Source organism: Streptosporangium sp. H13245, assembly GCF_055690525.1.
In genome coordinates this window covers 14432-34780 of the sequence record NZ_JBSZKT010000016.1, presented here as the reverse complement: position 1 = coordinate 34780, position 20349 = coordinate 14432, and the positions used below count along the sequence as shown (strand labels likewise).

At 72.7% G+C, this 20349-nt stretch carries 11 protein-coding genes; 7 read left to right on the top strand and 4 right to left on the bottom strand.

What is annotated here, in order from left to right; translation table 11 throughout:
• Positions 1 to 91 precede the first annotated feature (91 nt).
• Positions 92 to 1102, top strand: a complete 1011-nt coding sequence (locus ACW9TB_RS22835) for an MBL fold metallo-hydrolase (RefSeq protein WP_472750077.1) — start codon at positions 92 to 94, stop codon at positions 1100 to 1102.
• 18 nt (positions 1103 to 1120) lie between these two features.
• Here ACW9TB_RS22835 and ACW9TB_RS22830 read toward each other — a convergent pair whose 3' ends face one another.
• Entirely contained in the window at positions 1121 to 1531 is a 411-nt protein-coding gene (locus tag ACW9TB_RS22830; protein ID WP_472750076.1) for an acyl carrier protein, read from the bottom strand.
• Positions 1532 to 1637: 106 nt separating this feature from the next.
• Complete coding sequence (locus ACW9TB_RS22825; protein WP_472750075.1) at positions 1638 to 8714, bottom strand: amino acid adenylation domain-containing protein; 7077 nt, start codon at positions 8712 to 8714, stop codon at positions 1638 to 1640.
• A gap of 542 nt (positions 8715 to 9256) precedes the next feature.
• Here ACW9TB_RS22825 and ACW9TB_RS22820 point away from each other — a divergent pair.
• The gene (locus tag ACW9TB_RS22820; RefSeq protein ID WP_472750074.1) at positions 9257 to 10690 is read left to right on the top strand and encodes a condensation domain-containing protein; all 1434 of its coding nucleotides are present in this window, start codon (positions 9257 to 9259) and stop codon (positions 10688 to 10690) included.
• A 36-nt stretch (positions 10691 to 10726) separates the two neighbouring features.
• A complete protein-coding gene (locus tag ACW9TB_RS22815; RefSeq protein WP_472750073.1) occupies positions 10727 to 11524 on the top strand; it encodes a tyrosine-protein phosphatase in 798 nt (265 codons plus the stop codon).
• Between the two features lie 42 nt (positions 11525 to 11566).
• Here ACW9TB_RS22815 and mshA read toward each other — a convergent pair whose 3' ends face one another.
• Positions 11567 to 12883, bottom strand: coding sequence for a D-inositol-3-phosphate glycosyltransferase (gene mshA / locus ACW9TB_RS22810; RefSeq protein ID WP_472750072.1), 1317 nt, complete (start codon positions 12881 to 12883; stop codon positions 11567 to 11569).
• 602 nt (positions 12884 to 13485) lie between these two features.
• Here mshA and ACW9TB_RS22805 point away from each other — a divergent pair.
• Together ACW9TB_RS22805 and mshB are read left to right on the top strand one after the other, a co-directional pair.
• Positions 13486 to 14496, top strand: a complete 1011-nt coding sequence (locus ACW9TB_RS22805; protein WP_472750071.1) for a hypothetical protein — start codon at positions 13486 to 13488, stop codon at positions 14494 to 14496.
• 74 nt (positions 14497 to 14570) lie between these two features.
• The gene (mshB, locus tag ACW9TB_RS22800) at positions 14571 to 15422 is read left to right on the top strand and encodes an N-acetyl-1-D-myo-inositol-2-amino-2-deoxy-alpha-D-glucopyranoside deacetylase (protein WP_472750070.1); all 852 of its coding nucleotides are present in this window, start codon (positions 14571 to 14573) and stop codon (positions 15420 to 15422) included.
• 24 nt (positions 15423 to 15446) lie between these two features.
• On the opposite strand, the gene ctaD is transcribed toward mshB, so the two are convergent.
• Positions 15447 to 17147: an aa3-type cytochrome oxidase subunit I gene (ctaD, locus tag ACW9TB_RS22795; RefSeq protein WP_472750069.1), complete on the bottom strand. Its 1701-nt coding sequence runs from the start codon at positions 17145 to 17147 to the stop codon at positions 15447 to 15449.
• Positions 17148 to 17583: 436 nt separating this feature from the next.
• Between ctaD and ACW9TB_RS22790 the strand changes: the two genes are divergently transcribed.
• Together ACW9TB_RS22790 and ACW9TB_RS22785 are read left to right on the top strand one after the other, a co-directional pair.
• Positions 17584 to 18960 (top strand): NAD(P)/FAD-dependent oxidoreductase, encoded by a 1377-nt coding sequence (locus ACW9TB_RS22790; protein WP_472750068.1) that lies wholly within the window; start codon positions 17584 to 17586, stop codon positions 18958 to 18960.
• Between the two features lie 178 nt (positions 18961 to 19138).
• Positions 19139 to 20287 carry an NAD(P)/FAD-dependent oxidoreductase gene (locus ACW9TB_RS22785; RefSeq protein ID WP_472750067.1) on the top strand — a complete coding sequence of 383 codons (1149 nt, stop codon included), beginning with the start codon at positions 19139 to 19141 and terminating at the stop codon, positions 20285 to 20287.
• The last annotated feature ends 62 nt before the right edge of the window (positions 20288 to 20349 follow it).

Sequence of the window (20349 nt, the reverse complement as noted above, 5' to 3'; positions counted from 1 at the left end):
TCCGGGGAGCGGCTCTGGAAAGCGAGGGGCGCGCGGTGGGGGTGCCCTCGGTCGCCTCGGCCGGTCCCGGCGGTCAGGGAGAATACGACCCATGGAAGGTCGATGGGTCGAGGTGGCGGACCGGGTGCTGGTGCGGCGGTACGCCGAGCTGGACCTGTCGGTGGGACTGGTCATGGGTGACGGCGGCTGCCTGGTGGTCGACACGCGGGGGGACGAGCGGCAGGGGGCGGAGCTGCTCGCGGAGGTGAGACGGATCACCCGCGACCCGTGGACGGTGGCGATCACCCACTCGCACTTCGACCACAGCTTCGGCACCCGGTCGTTCCTCGGCCGCCCCGTCTGGGCGCACGAGGGCTGCCGTACCGACCTGGTCGAGAACGGCGGCCGGGCCAGGGAGGAGTGGGCACGTTACTACCGAGACCTGGGACGCGCGGACATCGCCGACGACATCGCGAGGACCGAGATCGTGCCACCGGACCACCTCGTGACCGATCGGGCGCGGCTCGTCGTCGGGGGCCGCCCGGTCGTCCTGGCCCACCTCGGCCGGGGGCACTCCGGCAACGACCTGGTCGTCCACGTGCCGGACGCCGGGGTGGTCTTCGCCGGGGACCTCGTGGAGAACGGCGCGCCGCCCGCCTACGAGGACGCCTACCCCCTCGAATGGCCCGCCACGGTCGCCGGGCTGCTCGACCTGCTCGACGACGATCCCGGCGGCGCGGTCCTCCCCGGTCACGACGCCCCGGCCGCTCCCGGCCCTGCCCCCAGCCCCGGCCCCGATGGCATGGCCATTCTGGGTCACAGCGATCCGATCGCCCCCGGTCACAACCCCGGCCCCGGTGGCATGGCCGTTCCGGGTTACGGCGACCCGGTCACCCCTGCCCCCGGTCACGGTCACGGCCTTGGTGGCACGGTCGTTCCCGGGCACGGCGACCCGGTCGGTCGTGCGTTCGTCGTCGCGCAGCACGCGGAGATCTCCGCCCTGGCCCGGCTGTGCGAGGGGGTGACCGCGGGCCGACTGTCCCCCGCCGACGCCGTACGCCTGTCGCCGTACCCCGAGGAGACCACCAGGATCGCCCTCGGCCGCGCGGCGGGGCAGCACTGAGCCGGACCGGCGGTTCCCTCAGGAACGGGGGAGGTCGGTCAGGTAGGCGGTCAGGGCGTCCAGGTCCTGGAGGAACCAGGTGTCGCCGCCGAAGTCGATCATTACGTCCAGCTCCGCCTCGATGGTGTCGACGAGGCGGATCGTGGCGATCGACGTGATCCCCATGGCGACGAACGAGGTGTCGGAGTCGAGGATCTCCCGGGCGGAGAGTTCCCCGTCGCATGCCGTGGACAGGGCTTCGGCCAGCCACAGCCTGAGGGAGTCGCCGGAGAGGGGCACGCCCTCCCCCGCCGTCGCCTCGGCCCGCTCGGCAACCACTGTCCGACCGGCGGGAACGACAGGACCGGCGGGCTCCACCGGGTCGGACAAACCGGCCGAACCAGCCGGGCCGACCTGACCGGCCTGACCGGCGACGTCTTGGTGACTCATCGAATACCTCCAGTGGGAGACCCCGGGGTCCGGCCCGGGAAGGGGGCCGGGTTCTCCCCGGCCCGTCCGTCGTCGTGGGAAAGTCGAGGGGAAAAGACGGCGGTGTTCAGGAGCCGTCCGTGCCGAGCATCCGGGCGACCTCCTCGTCCGTCAGCGCGGACAGCTCCTCCATCAGGATCCGCTCCACCGCGACCGCGAGATCGGCCACCGTACGGTTCCTGAAAAGCTCGCGGACCGGAACGTCGATCCCGGCGGCCGTGCGCAGGCGGGAGCCGACGCGCACGGCGAGCAGCGAGTGGCCGCCCAGCGCGAAGAAGTCGTCGAGCGCGCCGACCTTGCCGACCCCCAGCACCTCCTGCCAGACGCCCGCCACGAGGATCTCCGCGTCGTTCCTGGGCTCCACGAAGGGCCGGTCCCCGGCGGGGTCGAGGCCGGGCGCGGGCAGCGCGCGGCGGTCGATCTTCCCTCCGGTGGTCACCGGCAGCTCGTCCAGGGTCACCCACACGTCGGGAACCATGTACGGCGGAAGCGCCGCGGCGAGGTCGCGCCGGAGCTCCGCCGGGTCGGCGGGGCCCGCGACGTAGGCGACCAGCCTCTCCTCGCGAGCGGTCACCGCCGCCTGCCGTACGCCGGGGTGGGCGAGGAGGCGTCCCTCGATCTCTGCGGGCTCGATCCTGAACCCGCGGACCTTCATCTGGTCGTCGACGCGGCCCAGGAACTCCAGCTGGCCGTCCGCGCGCCACCGGACGAGGTCCCCGGTGCGGTAGAGCCGCCCCACCTCCGGGTCGTCGAGGAACCGCTCGGCGGTCAGATCCGGACGGCCGAGGTACCCCCTGGCGAGCCCCGCTCCCCCGAGGAGCAACTCCCCGGCGACACCGGGCGGCACACGGCGGAGGGACCCCCCTGAGGCCCCGTACGGAGCCCCGGGCGCGCCATGCGGAGACCCGGACGCACGACGCGGAAGCTCACCGTGCGGAGACCCGGGCGCGCGGTGCGGAAGCTCAGGCGCGCGGTGCGGAGACCCGGACGCACCGTGCGGAGGTTCAGGTGCACCGTGCGGAGGTCCTCCGGGGGCGCCGGACGGTACGCGGGGGTCGACGACGATCGCCCGGGTGCCACCGATCGGCCGTCCGATCGGTGGGCGTCCCCCGGTGTCGGCGGGGCCGAGATCGGCCGCGGTGGCGATGATCGTGGCCTCGGTGGGCCCGTACGTGTTGACCAGCCGGACCCGGTCGCCGAACCTCTCCCGCCAGCGGGCCACGGCCTCCGCGTGCACCTGCTCGCCGCCGAGGATGACCAGCCGCAGCCGTTCCGGCCAGGCCACGTCGCCGATCTGGTCGACCAGCCGGTGCCAGTAGGCGGTCGGCAGGTCCAGCACGGTCACCTCGCGCCCCCGGGGCCCGGCGAGCACCTCGGGAAGGGTGACCGCGCCGTCCGGCAGGAGCTCGAGGGCCGCTCCCGAGGCCAGCGCGGGGTAGATCTCCTCGGCATGCGCGTCGAAGCCGAGCGCGGCGAACTGGACCACCCGGTCTCCCGGCCCCAGCCCGTACGCCTCCCTCATCCAGGCCACCCGCTCGGCCAGGGCCCGGTGCTCCACCACCACGCCCTTGGGCTGCCCGGTGGACCCCGAGGTGTAGATCACGTACGCGGCGTCGTCACCGCCGACGAGGTGCGCGGTCTCCTCACGCTCCTCGAACTCCAGGTCGTCCAGGACCAGCACCGGGATGTCCCCCGGCGGCGGGCCGTCGAGGGGGCGGGACGTCACCAGGAGGGCGGCCCCGCTGCCGGACAGGAGCGTCCTGACCCGTTCCTCCGGGAGTTCGGGGTCGACGGGCAGGTAGGCGCCACCGGCGCGCCACACGGCGAGCAGTGCCGCGACGACACCGACCGACCGGTCCGCCACGACCGCGACGACCGTCTCCCGTACGACACCGTGGCGCCTGAGCAGGGCGGCCAGCGAGGCGACGCGAAGCTCCAGGCCCGCGTAGGTCAGCGTCTCGTCACCGTGGCCCACCGCGGTCGCGTCCGCGTACAGGGCGGTCGCCTCCCCGATGAGGTCCGGCACGAGGGAGCCCGGAACGGGGGCCGTTGTCGCCTCGTGAACGCGCAGCCGCGCGTCGTCCTCGTCGGTGCGCAGCGGCAGCGCGGAGAGGGCCCGGCCGGGGTCGGCGGCGATCGCCCGGCACAGGACGGCGAACCGGCCCGCGAGACGGGTGACGGTCTCGGCCTCGAACAGCTCGGCGTCGTAGCCGAGCACCAGGGAGAGCCCGTCGTCGTCCCGCCACGCCTCCAGCATGAGGTCGAACTTGGCCTGCCGGTATCCCGCGTCGAAGAACTCCAGGTCCAGGTCGGCGAGGGAGTCCCTGGCACCGTCGTCCTGGCTGTGCAGGATGGCCATGGTCTGGAAGAGCGGCGTACGGCTCAGGTCGCGCTCCACCTCCAGCTCCGCCAGGAGTTTCTCGAACGGCACCTCCTGGTGCGCCATCGCCTCCAGCACGGTCGTCCGGGTACGGCCCACGAGACCGGTGAAGGACGGGTCCCCCGACAGGTCGCCCCGGAGGACGAGGGTGCTGGCGAGGTAGCCGACGACCGGCTCCAGCTCGACGCGGTCCCGCCCCGCGTAGGGAGAGCCGACCATGATGTCGTCCTGCCCGGTGTGACGGGCCAGCAGCACCTGGTACGCGGCGAGCAGCACCATGAAAAGGGTCGCCCCGCACTCCTGCGCCACCTCCTCCAGCCGCGCGGCGAGGTCGGCGGGCAGGCGGAAGGAGTGGAATCCACCCGTATGGGAGGAGGTCAACGGGCGGGGACGGTCGAGCGGCAGGTCCAGCACGGGAGGGTCGGCGAGCCGTTCGCGCCAGTAACCGAGCGCCGCCCCGTCGTCGCGGCCCCGCTGCCAGAACGCGATGTCCCCGTACGTCACCGGCGGGACGGCGAGATCGGGCTCGGTCCCGTTCCTTCGCGCGGCGTACAGGGCGGCCAGGTCGTCGGCCAGGACGTTGAGCGACCAGCCGTCGCCCGCGATGTGGTGGAGGACGACGCAGAGCACGTGGTCGTGCTCGGCCAGGCGCAGCAGGCTGACCCGGAACGGGGGCGCGTCCGCGAGGTCGAAGGGGGCGTTGGTCCGCTCCGCGACCAGCCTCCGCGCCTCCCGCTCCCTCCCCGCAAGCCCCTCGCCGCTTCCGGAACCGTTCCTGCCCGTGAACTCCTCAGCGCTTCCGGAACCACTTCCCGCGAACCCCTCAGCGCTTCCGGGGCCGCCCCTGCCCGTGAACTCCTCAGCGCTTCTAGAGCCACTTCCCGCGAACCCCTCAGTGCTTCCGGAGCCACTTCCCGCGAGCCCCTCGCCGCTCTCTCCTCCGGCTGTTCCCGGGCCGGTCCTCCTCGTGAGCCGTTCTCCCGGCACATCGCTCGCCGCTTCCGCGCCGGTGAGGTCGATGTGCTCGATCAGCGGACCGGTCGCGCGGTCGGTGATCGCGACCGGCCCGCCGTCCACCTCCGGGTAGCGGGTACGCAGGGTCTCGTGCCGCGCCGCCAGGTCCCGGAGAGCATGTCCCAGCGCGACGGTGTCGAGATCGCCGCGCAGGCGCCAGACGTTGAACATGTTGTACGCCGCGTCGTCAGGATCGAGCCGGTGCAGGAACCAGAGCCGTTCCTGCGCGGGCGAGAGCGTGAGCGGCGTACCGTCGGGGCGCGGACGCAACGGGACCGCGCGGTCGTCCCGGTCGTCGCGGTCGTCCGCGGGGTCGGGTACGGCGGCGCCGACGACCTCGGCGAACCCGGTGACCGTCGGCCGGACGAACAGCTCCCTGACGGGAACCTCCACGCCGAGCAGCGCCGCGACCCGCGCGGTGACCTTGACCGCGAGCAGCGAGTGCCCGCCCAGGCCGAAGAAGTCGTCGTCGGCGCCGAGCCGGTCGGCGGCCACGCCCAGCACCTCGGCGAAGATCCCGGCCACCTGTCGTTCCAGGTGGCTCTCCGGCGGGCGACCGTGCCCGGCGGACGGCCTGCCCGGCGCGGGAAGCGACTTGCGATCGAGCTTGCCGTTCGGGGTGAGGGGCAGCGCGGGCAGCGGCACCACGACGGCGGGCACCATGATCGCGGGCAGCGACCGCGCGACGTGCTCCCGGAGTCCCGCGAGATCCGCTTCCCCGAGGGTCGCGGCGGTACCGGCACCCGATCCGGTCCCGACCCCGGCTCCAGCGGTCCCGGCGGCCGGGGACCCGACCACGTACGCCACCAGGGTGTCGTCGACGATCGCGGCGACCGCGCGGGCGACCCGGGGGTGGGTCTCCAGGGCGGCCTCGACCTCGCCCAGCTCGACGCGGTGACCCCGCAGCTTCACCTGGCCGTCAGCGCGGCCGAGGAACTCCAGCCGCCCGTCCGCCAGCCATCTCACCCGGTCGCCGGTCCGGTACAGGCGTGAGCCCGGGGGACCGAACGGGTCGGGCAGGAAGCGCTCCGCGGTCAGGCCCGGCCGGTTCAGGTAGCCCCGCGCCAGCCCCGTCCCCGCGATGAACAGCTCGCCGACCACCCCGACGGGTACCGGGTCGAGCCTCTCGTCGAGCACGTGAACCCGGGTGTTGGCCAGCGGCCTGCCGATCGCCACCGCCCCGGCTCCGGCGGGCACCGGCTCGTGGGTGGACCAGATCGTCGTCTCGGTGGGCCCGTACACGTTCCACATCGCCCGTACGCGTCCCCGCAGCGCGCGGGCGAGGGCGGGCGGCAGCGCCTCGCCCCCGGCGAGGGCGGTCACCCTCGGCCCGTCGAATCCCGCGTCGAGGAGCGCACGCCAGCCCGACGGCGTCGCCTGGACGTGCGTCACGCCGTGCGCGGCGGCGAGCCTCGCCAGCGCGAGCGCGTCCGGCGCCTCCGTGCCACCCGCGACGACCACCCGGCCGCCACTGACCAGCGGGAGGAAGAACTCCAGTACGGAGATGTCGAACGACAGGGAGGTGAGCGCCAGCCAGACGTGGCCGGGCCCGGAGCCGAGCAGGTCCCTCATGGCCAGCAGCAGGTTGACCACGGCGCGGTGCTCGATCGCGACCCCCTTGGGGCGGCCCGTCGAGCCCGACGTGTAGATCACGTACGCGAGGTCGTCCGGCGTCGCGAGCGGCGCGGGGGGCGTGCCGGGTTCATCGGCGAACGCCCGGGGATCCTCGACAAGCAGAATCCTCGCGGCCCCCTCGGGAAGCCGTCCGCGCAGGCGCTCCTCGGTGAGGAGCAGCTCCGCGCCCGAGTCGCGCAGGACGAAGGCGAGGCGCTCGGCGGGGTAGTCCGGGTCGAGGGGCAGGTAGGCGCCGCCCGCCCGCATCACGGCCAGCAGCGCGACCAGCGTCTCCAGCGAGCGGGTGGTACACACGGCCACGACGGCCCCGGGCCGCACGCCCTCGCGCCGCAGCCGGTTGGCCAGCCGGTTGACGTTCGTCTCCAGTTCCGCGTACGTCAGGCTCCGCCCCCCGCACGTGGCCGCGACCGCCCCGGGCTCGCCCGCGACCAGGTCGTGGAGGGTGGTCTCCGGGCGCGGGGCGGCGGTGTCGTTCCACGCGGTGAGGGTCAGCTCGCGCTCCGCCTCCGGCGGGAGGCCCAGCTCGGACAGCCGCGTGCCGGGGTCCTCGACGGCCCTGCGCAGCATGGCCGCGACGTGCTCCGCCATGCGTTCTGCCGTGCCGTGGTCGAACAGGGCCGTGCTGTAGACGAGCGAGAGTTCGAGGTCGCCGTCACGCCGCCCGAACTCCAGCGACAGGTCGAACATCGCCGACCGCGCGTCGCCCAGGTCGACGGGTTCCGCGGTGACGCCGGGCAGGGTGAGGGCGGTCCCCTTGTAGTCGTGCGGGACGAGCTGCGCCTGGAACAGGGGCGTGCGGCTGAGGTCCCTGGGGACGTTCAGCTCGCTCACCAGGCGGTCGAAGGGCAGGGCCGCGTTGGTGTACGCCTGCAGGGCCGCGCGGCGGACCCGGACGAGCAGTTCCCCGAAGGTCGGGTCGCCCGACAGGTCCCCGCGGATCACCAGCGTGTTGAGGAAGAGCCCGATGAGCGGCTCCAGCTCGTCCCTGTCCCGTCCGGCGATCGGCGTGCCGACGCAGGTGTCCTCCTGGCCGGAGCGGCGCGACAGCAGGACCAGGTACACGGCGAGCAGCACCATGAACGGCGTGGTACGCGTGCGCCGGGCGAGACCGTCGACGCCGTCGGCCAGCTCGGCGGGGAGCCGGAGCAGGGCGCAGCCGCCCTCGGAGGTCCTGACCGCGGGACGCGGCCGGTCCGTCGGGAGGTCCAGCGTCGGCGGGTCGGCCAGCCTTCGCCGCCAGTAGCCGAGCTGCTCGTCCGTCAGGTCGTCCGGACGTCCGCGCTGCCACAGCGCGAAGTCCGCGTACTGGATCGGCAGCGGCGCCCGCGACGGCGGCTCACCGGCCTGGAACGCGCCGTAGAACGCGGCCAGCTCGCGGGCGAACACGCCGACCGACCAGCCGTCCACGGCGATGTGGTGGAACACGACGTAGATCGCGTGTTCCCGCTCGGACAGGCGCAACAGGCCCGCCCGGAGCGGCGGCTCGCCCGCCAGGTCGAACCGCCGCTCGATCTGCTCCCGGACGAGCCGCGCGGTCCGCGCCTCACGTTCCGCCTCGGGAAGATCCGACAGGTCCAGCAGCCTCAGGTACGGCCGGTCGTGCCCCTCGTACCCCTCGTTCTCAGAACCGGCCTCGTCCCGCGCTCCGAACCCACCCCGTGCCCCGATCTCCCCCTGTGCCCCGATCCCGTCCCGCTGTGTCCCGATCCCGTCCCGTACCCCGGCCGTGTCCCCTGCCCCGGTCTCGCCCCGCGTCCCGGCCGTTCCTCGGGTCCCAGCGTCCGGGGGCCCGGCCGTGTCGGCGTACGGCCGGGCGCCGGGCGGGCGTGGCTCGTCGACGATCTGGACGGGAGTGCCGTCCCTGCTCGGGAAGCGGGTCCGCAGGATCTCGTGCCTGGCCACGATCTCGGCGAGCGCCCGTTCCAGGGCGTCCGGGTCGAGCGGCCCCCTGAGCCGTTCGGCGATGAAGACGTTGTGGGCGGCGCCGCCGCCGGTCCGTTCCAGCCGGTCCAGGAACCACATGCGCTCCTGGCCGAACGAGAGCGGCAGCTCGCGGACGCCGTCGGGCCGGGGGGTGATCCCGTCCCGCGCGTCCCCCCGCGCGAGCATGTCCATTCCTATGCCTCCCACCGGAGAAGCGCGGGAGCCGTTCTCATAACGGCCTCCCCACTGGCAGATCGCGCACCCGAAAGGAGATCCCTCATAATCACGACAAAAGACTGTCAGATAAAAACATAAATCCGCAAGGAGTTGACATTTAGTCTCGGGTAACCGATGACTTCTCCGAGGGGCGCGCCGACTTCGCTCCGGCCCGTCCGCACCGCCGCCGGACGTACCGCTGACATCATGTTGCCTGACACTAGTTGCCGGTGCGCGCACCGCGAAGGCGGGGTGCGGGAGGTTGACCGCGCCGCCGCCGGGAGTGTCTGATCATTGTCGGCGAGCGGCTTCGCGGGCGGGCTCGCGACGCCCGGGTCGCTGTTCCACCGCCACGCCGCCTCCGAGTGGCCGCGCGGGCGGAACGCACGGCTCGCGAAATCACGCCGGACACGGTCCGGACGGTCGCCCACGACGTTCTCTCTCCGCTCGCCGTTCCGTCCGGATCGTCTCCGGCTTCCGGCCCCGGGAGGGATTCCCGATATTCGAAGGCGGGGACTTTGTTGACCGGACCAGGCCGGTACCCGGACGCGCGGGTGGTGCGCGACGGGCCGCTCACCTGGGCCCAGCACGAGTGGGTCCAGTGGATCCCCACCGACACGGACACCTCCTACGAGGACAACATCTGCGCCGCCGTACCGGGACGGAGCCTGCCCGTCGGCCAGGTCGTCACGGCGGTACGCGACGTCCTGGCCCGGCACGAGGGACTGCGGTCGCTGGTCCGCCGCGCGGGCCGCGAGGACAGCCGCCAGTACGTCTGCCCGGTCGACGACCGGCTGGACGACGTGATCGAGGTGCTGGAGGACGAGGTGTCCTTCAGGCGGCGCTTCGACACCCCGTGGCGGCGCACCTGCTTCAGGATCGGCGAGCAGTGGCCCGTCAAGGCCGTCCTGGACGCGGCGGACGGGCACGTGCGCCGGATCGACCTCGTCGTCGACCACGTCGCGATCGACCCGTGGGGGATGCGGGTCCTCTGCGACGACCTGAACCACGCCCTCCGCGCGCGGGGCTCGGGCCGCGAGCCGTTCCCCGGCCCCGCCGCGGAACAGCCGATCGACGTCGCCCTCTCCGAATCCTCTCCCGCCGGGCTGGCCTACCAGCGGCGGGCCCTGGGCTACTGGGAGCGGCGGCTGGGCGAGATCGGCAAGGCGCTCGACAGCCACGTGCCCTTCGCGCCCTCGCGAGCCCCCCTCGGACGGTCCGGTGAGCCTGGTCGGGGGGAGTTCCGCTCCTGCTGGCTGGCGTCCCGCCGCGCGGGGCGGGCGGCCGACGCCATAGCGCGGGCGACGGGCGTCTCCCCCTCCGCCGCCTTCCTCCTCGCCTTCGGTACCGCCGTCTGCGCGGTGGAACGGTCGTCGCGGGCCGGGATCTTCGCGATCTCGGCGAACCGCTTCTCCGCCGGGGCGGGACGATCGGTGCGCAAGGCCACCATGACGATGCCCGTGCTCCTGCCCGCCATGTCCACCGGCTCACCGGGGGCCGCGTACCGGAGGGCGCTGGCGGACTGCGCCGCCCAGCAGCTGTCCGGTCACCGGTTCGCCAACGCCGACCCGTACGCCACGGAGCGGATGTGCGAGGAGATCCTCGGCGGCCTGTACAAGACCGGGGTGGCCTACCCCCGGTTCAGCTACATGGACGAGGGGGTCGCGGACGACCTCAACACGCTGTGGCCCGCGGGTGACGACGGGTTCCCCGGCGACGAGGACGACCGGATCGTCACCTTCTCACCACCTCGCCCGCTGGGCGCCCGCTACATGATGACCGTCCTGCACCGCCCCGCGGGCGCCGTGTTCAGCCTCCAGTGGAGTGACGCGACCGGCTGGGGGGAGACCGCGGAGGACATGCTCCTGTACATCGAGGACCTGATGGCCTGGGCCGCGTCGGAGTGCGCGGGAGACCCCCCGGCGCCCGGCGGCACGATCTCGGCGACCTGACAACGGTGGCACGACGAGACACCGGAAGGACCTCACATGAGCGACACAGGCGACAGAGGCGATACGAACGACGTGGACGACCGGGGGCGCGAAGGAGCGGGCGCCGTCGTCCCGCGAAACCGGCACCTCGACTGGGACGGCTGCCACAACGTCCGCGACCTGGGCGGCATGCGCACCGCCGACGGCCGCGAGACGCGCTGGGGCGCCCTCGTCCGCTCCGACGCCCCCGAGCGCCTCAGCCCGGCCGGATGGCGGGCACTCGCGGACCACGGCGTCCGTACGGTCGTCGACCTGCGCAACGACGGCGACTGGCGGGGCGGTGTGGTGAGCCGTCCCGCCGGTCTGACCACCGTGCGCGTCCCCCTGGACGACCGGGGCGACACCGAGTTCTGGACCGGGCCGGTCGCGGGCCTGTACGGCACGCCCCTGTACTACCGGCCCTTCCTGGAGCGGAAGGCGGAGCGGTGCGCCGCCGCCGTGTCGGCGATCGCCCGCGCCGAGCCGGGCGGTGTCGTCGTGCACTGCATGGCGGGCCGCGACCGCACCGGGCTCGTCACCCTGCTGATGCTCGCCCTCGCGGGTGTGTCGGCCGCCGACATCGCCGCCGACTACGAGCTGAGCACCGAGCGGCTGCGGCCTCTCTTCGTCAAGCTCGGCGAGGCCGACGAGGACCCCAGGATCCGGGCGACGCTCGCCCGCGCGAACACCACGGCCCGCGAGGTCATCACGGCCACGGTGGAGTCGCTCGACGTCGAGTCCTACCTTCGCGGGGCCGGGCTCGGCGACGACGACCTGGCCGCCGCCCGCGCCCGCCTCGTCGACCCCACCGCCTGAGCGGCGCGACCATCCCCCGAACGGCGCCATCCGCCGTCCCCGCTACCCGAGCGGCGCCACCACCGGCGAACTGCCCGCTGACCCGCCCACCCGCGAGCCACCGCCCCTCGGTTCCGCAGCCTGGACGGCGTCGGCGTACACCTCCGTCAGCCTGCCGACGGCCTGGTCCCAGCCGAACCGGGACGCGTGCGCGATCGCGCCCTCGCCGAGCGCCCGCAGCAGCCCGGGCGCGGCCACGAGGTCGCCGAGCACGCGGGCGTACGCGGCCGGGTCGTGCCCGTCCACGAGCACGCCGGAGATCCCGTCCCGCACCGCGGTGCGGAGGCCGCCGACGGCCGCGGCGACCACGGGGGTACCGCACGCCTGGGCCTCGACGGCCACCAGGCCGAACGTCTCGGCGTGGGAGGGCACCACGACGACGGTCGCCGCCCGGTACCAGTCGGCGAGCCTGGGCTGCGGGCAGGGCGGCTCCAGCCGTACCTGGCCGGTGACCCCGAGCGCGGCGGCGAGCTTGCCCAGGTGGTCGGGGCGGCCCCAACCGGCTCCGCTGGGCCCGCCCACGACCGCCACGACCAGGCGCCCGGCGAGGCCCGGGTCGTGGCGGATCATCCTGGCCGCGGCCCGCAGCAGCACGTCCGGCGCCTTGAGCGGCTGCACCCTCCCGGCGAACAGCAGCACGACGGCGTCCGGGGGAAGCCCGAGCGCGCGCCGGGCCATGGCCCGCGAGCCGGGGCGGAACAGGGACAGGTCGACGCCGGGATTGACCGTCCGCACCCTGGCCGGGTCGGCCCCGTACAGCGTGACCAGTTGGTCGGCCTCCTGCACGGTGTTGGCGACGAGCCGGTCGGCGGCGGCCACCACCTCCGTCTCCCCCGCGATGCGCCCGGCGGGCTCGGGCTCGTCGCCCGCCGCGAGCGACGCGTTCTTGACCGCGCCGAGCGAGTGCATGGACTGCACCAGGGGAACGCCCCAGCGCTCCTTGACGACCGCTCCCACCCGCCCGGCCAGCCAGTGGTGGGCGTGGACGAGGTCGTACCGGCCCGCCACGCGCAGCATCTCGGCGGTGAACGGGCCGAGCGTGTCCGGCAGGTCGTTCTTGTCGAGTTCCCTGGGCGGTCCCGCGGCCAGGTGCCTGACCAGCACGCCGGGGGCGAGCTCGGCCAGCGGCGGCGCGCCGGGAGCGGTGGCGCGCGTGAAGATGTCCACCTCGACGCCCAGCGCCGCCATCCGCCGGGCGACCTCGACGATGTAGACGTTGAGTCCCCCCGCGTCGCCCCCGCCCGGCTGGGCGAACGGGGAAGTAAGGACGCTGACGGTCGCAATCCTCCGGGGAGGGGGAAGGCGTCGCGGCACAGGCATTCACCTCCGCTTGAGCATTCGCCCGGGACGCGTCGTTCTCCGCTCCCGCGGCTGGGAATCTCCGGTGACCGGAACCCCGGCACCGGTGCCGGATTCGCGGGCGGCGCGGCGCGAGCCGTCCCGCCTCCCGGGCGACCGCGCCGTCACAGGATCCCGGCGGGGGCGTGGAGAAGCCCGGCGAGACACGGCCGCCGCACGCGGCGCCCCCGCCGTTCTCCCGGGACGGAATCCGGAAGTCGTGCCCGGCCGTCGTGGGATCACGTGAGGCCGGGGTGGTCGTCGCGATCCGGCGGGACACGCCGGTCGCGAGCTGTGAATGATCAGACACTCTCGCCCGCGGCGTCGTCAACCGGTTGACGCGGGCGTCACGGCACAGGACATTGGCAACAATTGGCCACCCCGATGGTGCCAGCGCCCTGGTGTGCGGTTACGTTCGCGCCCCCCGGGAGAGGCCCGGCGTCTCCACAGGCCCTCCACAAGCTCTCCAGCCCCTTTGATACCGATAAGGAAAGCGATCCAGACAGTTCTTCACAACTATCTAGCAATGTTGTGCAATTTTCTGGCACACTCTGGCAAGAATAGCCGCAAGGGGGATAAGGCTTGTGGGTGGACTATCTGACCAACTACGTGCCCTGGACGAGGACACCGCCTCCGTCTACTTCAGGGCACTTCACAGGGGCCACATCGGCACGGCCCGCGACGTCGCCGAAGAGCTCGACCTCGACCCCCGCACCGTCGAGGACGCGATAGAACGGCTGACCCGCCTGCACCTGCTCCGCCCGGAGCCGGGACATCTGACCAACCTCGTACCGGTGAACCCGGAGATCGCCGCCGCCTCGCTGATATCGCCGATGGAGACGGAGATCCACCACCGGCGCGACCTGATCACCGGAATCCGTACGCAGATGCACTCCCTGATGCACGGATACGACGAGGTGCAGCGCACCAGGAAACCGGCGAACCCGGTGGAGACGCTGCCCGACGGCGCGGCCGTGCGCGGATCGCTGCACATGGCGGCGGAGGCGTGCGAGCGCGAGATGCTGAGCATCGAGCCGAACGCGCCCTCCTGGGCCGACCTCGACGACACGCTGACCCGCAACCTCGCCATGCTGGAGCGGGGGGTGCGGATGCGGATGCTCTACCAGCACAGCGCCCGCGCCGACCTTCCCACCAGGGGGCACATCAAGAAGCTCATCGCGGCCGGTGCCAGCGTGCGTACCACGCCACAGCTCCCGAACCATCTCGTGATCTTCGATGGGGAGATCGCCTTCATGTCCCGGCCGGGCGAGGCGGGTGCGGCGCCGGGGGCGGTCGCCGCACGCGACCTGTCCGTGGTCGGGTTCCTGTCGGAGGTCTTCGAGCACCTGTGGAACTCCGCGATCCCCTACTCCGCCTCCGACCTGGGCTACCAGGGCGCGACGGACGAGATACAGCACGCCATCGTCACCCTGCTGGCCGAGGGCTTCACCGACGAGGCCGTCGCCCGCAGGCTGGGGATGTCCGTGCGCACCTGCCGCCGCCACATCGGCGCGCTGCTGCAGAACCTGAGCGCGGTGAGCCGGTTCCAGGCCGGGATCCGGGCCGCCGCCAGCGGATACGTCGACGCGCGGTGACCCCCGCCGGGGCTCCCGTCACCGGGAGCCCCGGCGGGAGGACCACGGAAACAGAAAGAGGGCCGAGCGGAGCCATGCCGTACGACCGTCGCATTCTCCTCGTCCACGCCCACCCCGACGACGAGTCCATCGGGACGGGCGCCACGATGGCGAGGTACGTCGCCGAGGGCGCGTACGTCTGCCTGGTGACGTGCACCCTGGGCGAGGAGGGCGACGTGGTCCCTCCCGAGCTGGGCCACCTCGCCGCCGGACGGGAGAACCGGCTGGGCCCGTACCGCGAGGGCGAGCTGGCGGTGGCGTGCGCGGCCCTCGGCGTGGCCGACCACCGCTTCCTCGGCGGGCCCGGACGCTGGCGCGACTCCGGCATGATGGGCTCGCCGTCCAACGACCACCCCGGCTGCTTCTTCCGCGCCGACCTCGACGAGGCCGCCACGGAGCTGGTCCGGATCATCAGGGAGGTCAGGCCCCAGGTCGTCGTCACCTACGACGACAACGGCTACTACGGCCATCCCGACCACATCCAGGCCCACCGGGTGGCGTGGCGGGCGTTCGAGAAGGCGTCCGACCCGTCCTTCGGCGCGGGCGAGCCGTGGCGGCCCTCCCGGTTCTACGTCACCGCCATGCCGCTGGACGAGCTGGAACGCGCGGTGGGCACCGGGCCGTTCAAGCGGGTCGGCTCCGTCGAGGAGTTCGGCTTCGGCGTCCCCGGCGAGCGGGTGACGACCCGGATCGACGCGAGGGCGCACCTGGGCGCCAAGATCACCGCGCTGCGCGCGCACCGCACCCAGCTGAGCGTGGACGGCTCGTTCTTCGCGCTCTCCGACCACGTGGGACAGCCCGCGCTGGGCGTGGAGTACTACACGCTGCTGGCGGGAGAGCCCGGCCCGCCCGGCGAGGACGGCCGCGAGACCGGCCTCTTCGGCTGATCCCGCTCTCGTACGGTCCGGGGGTCAGATCTCCTCGTTGAGCCCGTTCGCCGGGTCGAGCTGGCGCGGCTGCATCGCCGTCCTCGGGTGGTGCAGGTCGAAGGCCGGTCGCTCCGAGCGGATGGCCGGGAGCGAGGTGAAGTTGTGCCGGGGCGGGGGGCAGGAGGTGGCCCACTCCAGCGAGTTGCCGAAGCCCCACGGGTCGTCCACCGTCACGCGCGGAGCGTGCCGCGCGGTGTGCCAGAGGTTGTACAGGAACGGCAGCGTGGAGACGCCGAGCAGGAAGGCGCCGGCCGAGGAGAGCAGGTTGAAGTCGGTGAACCCGTCGAGTTCGCTGTAGTCGGCGTAGCGGCGCGGCATGCCCATCGCGCCCAGCAGATGCTGGACGAAGAAGGTGACGTGGAAGCCGATGAACAGCGTCCAGAAGTGCAGTTTGCCCAGTTTCTCGTTCAGCATCTTGCCGGTCATCTTCGGCCACCAGAAGTAGAAGCCCGCGAACATCGCGAACACCACGGTGCCGAAGACCACGTAGTGGAAGTGCGCGACCACGAAGTACGAGTCGGTCACGTGGAAGTCCAGCGGCGGAGAGGCCATGATGACCCCGGTCAGCCCGCCGAGCAGGAACGTCACCAGGAACCCCACGGCGAACAGCATCGGCGTGGCGAGCGATATGTGCCCCCGCCACATGGTGCCGACCCAGTTGAAGAACTTCACCCCGGTCGGGATCGCGATCAGGAACGACATGAACGAGAAGAACGGCAGCAGCACCCGGCCCGTGGCGAACATGTGGTGCGCCCACACCGTCATCGACAGGCCCGCGATGGCGATCGTCGCGCCGACCAGGCCGATGTAGCCGAAGACCGGCTTGCGGCTGAAGACGGGGATCACCTCGGTGATGATGCCGAAGAACGGCAGCGCGATGATGTAGACCTCCGGGTGGCCGAAGAACCAGAACAGGTGCTGCCACAGGATCGGCCCCCCGTTCAGCGGGTCGTAGACGTGGGCGCCGAACCTGCGGTCGGCCAGCAGGACGAGCAGCGCGGCGGCCAGCACCGGGAAGGCCATCAGCACCAGGACGCCGGTCAGCAGCGTGTTCCAGGTGAAGATCGGCATGCGGAACATCGTCATCCCCGGGGCCCGCATGCAGATGATCGTGGTGATGAAGTTCACCGAGCCGAGGATCGTGCCGAGCCCGGACATCACCAGGCCCACGACCCACAGGTCGCCGCCGAGCTGCGGGGAGTGGGTCGCGCTGGAGAGCGGCGAGTATCCCGTCCAGCCGAAGTCGGCGGCGCCCCCCTCGGTGATGAAGCCGAAGAACACGATCATCCCGCCGAACAGGAAGAGCCAGTAGCTGACCATGTTGAGCCGGGGGAACGCCACGTCGGGCGCCCCGATCTGCAGCGGCATGACCACGTTGGCGAACCCGGCGAACAGCGGCGTGGCGAACAGCAGCAGCATGAGGGTGCCGTGCATGGTGAACAGCTGGTTGTACTGCTCCTGGCTCACCACCTGCATCCCCGGATAGGAGAGCTCCGCCCTGATGATCATGGCCATCAGCCCGGCGAGCAGGAAGAAGACGAACGAGGTCATCAGGTACAGGTAGCCGATGACCTTGTGGTCCGTGCTCGTGAGCCAGCGTACGACGATCGAGCCCGGCTTCCTGCCGCGCGGTGCCAGCGGTGAGGTCAGCGGCTCCTCGCGTGACTGCTCGAAGGTCGTCACGACCCACCCCCCTCGAACCGGCCCATCCCCGAAACCGGCCCGTTCCCGGACCGGCCTGCTCCGGAAACCGGCCGATCCTCAAACGGACCGAATCGTCCTCGAACCAACCGAGTCATCCTCGAACCGGATCCTTTTCGAACCGGATCCTTTTCGAACCGAACCGAACCGGCGCGGCATCCGGATTCCACCGCCTTCCCCCGGCCATCCCCCCGGAAAGCGGCTCCCACTCGCCCGCCCCGCCATCTTGTCCGCGCGATGACCTGGCGATTAATCCCCCTTATCCGCCTTCCCACCCCGCGCCACACCGCCCGGGATCACGGCCCGTACGCGCCCGTACGGGCAAACCTGGAACGGCCCGTCGCGCTTGACCCGGGGGCAGACAGGGCACGCCGCTGGAGACGAAGTCCGGAAACGGAGTGTCGAAAGGAGCGACGTCATGGTCCAGCGACAACGAGTCGTCGTGATCGGAGGAGGGTTCGCGGGTTTCACCGTGGTCCGCACCCTCTCCCGGATCGCGAAGGGCGCGGTCGAGATCGTCCTGATCAATCCGACCGACTACTTCCTCTACCTGCCGCTGCTGCCGGAGGTCGCGGCGGGCATCCTCGACCCGCGCAAGGTGGCGGTCTCGCTGGCGGGCGACTACCCCGGGGTACGGCACCTGCTCGCCACGGTGGACACCGTCGACGTCGAGGCGCGCCGCGTGAAGTGCACCGACGCCGACGGCAACCACCGCGAGCTGGGCTACGACCGCCTGGTGGTCGCGGTCGGCAGCGTCAACAAGCTGCTTCCCGTCCCCGGGGTCGCCGAGTACGCCCACGGCTTCCGCAGCATCGCCGAGGCCCTCTACCTGCGCGACCACCTGATCCGCCAGGTCGAGCTCGCCGACGCGTCCGACGACCCCGAGGAGCGCCGGGCCAGGTGCACGTTCGTGGTCGTGGGCGCCGGATACACCGGGACCGAGGTGGCGGCGCAGGGCCAGCTGCTCACGCTCGCCATCCGCAAACACCGGCCGGGGCTGCGCGACCAGCCGATGCGCTGGATCCTCGCCGACGTCGCCCCGCGCATCCTTCCCGAGCTGGACGAGCGCCTGTCCCGGATCGCGCACCGGACGCTGTCCGAACGGGGCATGGAGATCCGCACCGGTACGAGCGTGGCCGAGGCGACGGCGGAGGGGGTCAAGCTCTCCGACGGGGAGTTCGTGGCGACCAGGTCGCTGATCTGGTGCGTCGGCGTGCGCCCCGACCCGATGGTGGAGTCCCTGGGGCTGCCGACCGTGAAGGGACGCCTGCTCGTCGACGAGTACCTGAGGGTGCCCGGCCACCCGGAGATCTTCTCCTGCGGCGACGCGGCCGCCGTCCCCGACCTCACCCGGCCGGGCGAGTACACCGCGATGACCGCCCAGCACGCCGGACGCCAGGGCAAGCGGGCCGCCCGCAACATCGCCGCCTCCTACGGCCACGGGGAGCTCCAGCCGTACAGGCACCACGACCTGGGGTTCGTCGTCGACCTGGGCGGGACCGACGCCGCCGCGGACCCGCTGGGCGTGCCGCTGTCGGGCCTGCTCGCCAAGGCGGTCACCCGGGGTTACCACCTGTTCGCCATCCCGCGCAACCGGGCGCGCATCGCCGGAAGCTGGTTGCTGGACCTCCTGGTGCCCCGCCAGACCGTCCAGCTGGACGTGGTCCGCGGCCCCGCGGTCCCGCTCACCTCCGCCACCCCCGAACACCCCCACGGTCCGGGCGGGGAGGGCACACCAAAGAAGAACGCCCCGCGAAAAGCGGGTGCCGCGTCATCGAAGACAGGCGATTCATAAAAGAACCAACAAAAAAACAGCCCGTAAACCCCCAGCACCCACGAGATCCACCACGACGGTTCCCCCTGGCGTACGGGGAAAGCCAACCCCTGGCCGGGACGGCCAGGGAGGTCGGGCGGTTCCCCCCGGGCATACGACCGAGCGGTTCCCTCCGGGCGTACGGGGAAGGCTCACCGGGGTGGATGACGTGTGGGATCTGGTGGTCGTCGGCGGCGGGCCCGCGGGGGCGGCGGCTGCCCTGCGCGCGAGACAGCTCAGGCCCGAGGCGCGGGTCCTGCTGCTCGACAGGGCCGACTTTCCCCGTGACAAGGCCTGTGGCGACGGCATCGCCGCCCACGGGCGCGACGAGCTCGCCCTGCTGGGCGTTCCCGACCTCATCGCCGACTACCGGCCGACGCAGCGCCTGGCGGTGGTCTCCCCCGGTGGCGCGCGCGTCTCCGCCACCTCCGCCAGGCCCAACCACGTCGTCCCCCGCAGGGTCTTCGACGCCCGCCTCGTCGACGCCGCCCGTGCCCGAGGCGTCGAGGTCCGCCGCCACCAGGTCCGCGCGCTCGCCGTCCGCGACGATCACGTGGTCCTCGACGGCACCGTCACCGCCCGCGCCGTGGTCGCCGCGGACGGGGCCAACTCGACCGTGCGGCGCCTCATCGGCGTCCCCCCCTCCCCCGAGAGGCACACCGCGATCGCCGTGCGCGGCTACGCCGACGTACCCGCCGACGACGACGTCCAGTCCATCTTCATGCAGCGGGACGGGTGGCCCGCGTACGCGTGGTCGTTCCCGATCGGCGACGGTACCGCCAACGTCGGCTACGGCATGCTCCTGCCCCGGCTGCACGCCACCGGCCTGCCGGGAAAGGAGGTGCTGCACGGACGGCTCGCCGAGCTGCTGCCCCACGTGAGCGCCCGCGACCTGCGCGCCCACCACCTGCCCCTGTCCCCCGGCCGTCCGGGGCCGGGTTCCGGGCGGGTGATGCTCGCCGGTGACGCCGCCGGTCTCATCAACCCGCTCACCGGCGAGGGCATCTTCTACGCGCTGGTCTCCGGCAGGCTCGCCGGGGAGGCGGCCGTCCAGGCGGCGGGCGACCCGCTGCCCGCGTACCGGCGCGGGCTGAGAAGGGCCCTCGGGCGGCACCTGCGTACCACCGACGTGCTCGCCCTCGCCTCCCAGTCACCCGGCTTCATCGACGCCGCGATCGACACCGCCGCCCGCCGTAAGGAGGTGTTCGACCTGCTGGTCGACGTGGGACTCGGGGCGGGCACGGTGCCGGTACCGCTGGCGCTGGCCGTGGTCCGCCGCTGGCTCCTGAACACCGTCCGGCGACGCTGACCACGGGTTCCGGCAGGCCACCGAGCGCCACGCCCGGCGGACGCCGAACACCGCGCCCGACT